Genomic DNA, 1,559 nt, shown 5'->3' on the forward strand with positions numbered 1-1,559 from the left:
CTTATCGAATGAAAGGGACTTCCCCGTCCCGATAGGCCGCTGTGTATTGCGACTGCCGGCAACAAAGTGCCACGATGGGATTGCGAAGTTCCATCAACTCACTCGGAAGGGGAAGTCCATGACCATTTTGTATGTCGGCATCGATCTCGCCAAGACCGTTTTCGCCGTTCACGCAGTGAATGAAGCTGGCAAGCCAGAACTGGTGCGTCCGAACGTGGCGCGAAGCAAGCTACTCGAACTGATCGTTTCGCTACCGCCTTGTGTGATCGGCATGGAAGCGTGTTCCGGCGCGCACCACTGGGCGCGGCAGTTCATGGCCCACGGTCACACGGTGCGCCTCATGGCAGCAAAGTTCGTCAGTCCGTATCGTCTGTCTGGCAAGCGAGGCAAAAATGACGCCGCCGACGCAGCGGCGATCTGCGAAGCGGTGCAGCGGCCTAACATGAGATTCGTGCCGATCAAGAGCCTTGAACAGCAATCACAACTGAGCGTGCATCGCGTGCGCCAGGGATTCATCGAGCAGCGCACAGCGACCATCAACCGGATCCGCGGCCTGCTCAGTGAGTTCGGTGTCGTGTTGCCGCTGAAGGCCGAGACCGTGCGTCGTCAGGCCATGACCTGTCTAGAGGATCTGCCGGGGTGGAGCAATACCGCCATCGGTGATCTGCTCAGCGAATTGATGCGGCTGGACGAGCGGATTGCGCTCTATGACCGGCACATCGCGCAGATGGCGCGCGAAGACATCCGGGCCAAGCAGCTCATGCGCCTGAGTGGCGTTGGCCCGACCACCGCCACCGCACTGCTGGCGATGATCGGAAACGGCCATGACTTCAAGTGTGGTCGTCAATTTGCAGCTTGGCTCGGCCTGGTCCCCGGCCAGTACAGCTCGGGCGGGAAAGCACGACTTGGCCACATCACAAAGGCCGGCGATCCGTACATCCGATCACTGCTGGTCTTGGGTGCGCGAGCAGTACTCAACTCGGCCGCGAACAAAACTGATGTGGTCAGTCGATGGGCCGCGGCGCTGGCCGAGCGGCGCGGCTATTGGCGAGCGATCGTGGCCATCGCGGCCAAGAATGCACGCATGGCCTGGGCCGTACTGTCTCGAGGAGAGCAATTCACGATGCCAGCATGAACTGCGGGCGGCCAACTCAATCCGTCCAAAACGAGATTGCATGAACTGACTGAACCGATTCCACCGCCGCTTGACGGCTTGCAGTGATGAAGCAAGGTTGGACCTGCGTGGGGTGTGCCTGAGATTGGGGTGGAGGTGGCGCTTGCCATCCTCGATTATCGAATGAGGCCCCCACGTGTGTCTTTCATCAGGGTCCGCAGCCAGGCACGCGCTGCATTGATGGCCGTTTGTAGACCAGCCAGTCCGCACCTTGACTTCTTAGATCACAGCGGTAGCCGAGCCCCGCCGATCGGTGCAGCTTGCAACTTCATGCCCACTTCGCAGTGGCGATCTTCCCCAAACGACGATCGTCAAGGCGGAGCATCGCTCGCAACTTGCGCGAAGCCAAAAATTCAGTTTGCATTGTCAAGGAAGCCCTTGTAGA

Annotated in this window: 1 protein-coding gene; it reads left to right on the forward strand. The window is 59.8% G+C overall.

Annotation, left to right across the window (positions count from 1 at the left end; genetic code table 11):
- The first annotated feature begins 118 nt into the window (after positions 1-118).
- A complete protein-coding gene (locus tag HCU76_RS36280) occupies positions 119-1,135 on the forward strand; it encodes an IS110 family transposase (RefSeq protein ID WP_218512055.1) in 1,017 nt (338 codons plus the stop codon).
- Positions 1,136-1,559: the final 424 nt, after the last annotated feature.

This window comes from Variovorax sp. dw_308 (assembly GCF_019207085.1).
Taxonomy (GTDB): Bacteria; Pseudomonadota; Gammaproteobacteria; order Burkholderiales; family Burkholderiaceae_C; genus Variovorax.

Coding starts and splice junctions, on each gene's coding strand:
- HCU76_RS36280 (WP_218512055.1), top strand. CDS start 119: ATGACCATTTTGTATGTCGGCATCGATCTCGCCAAGACCGTTTTCGCC.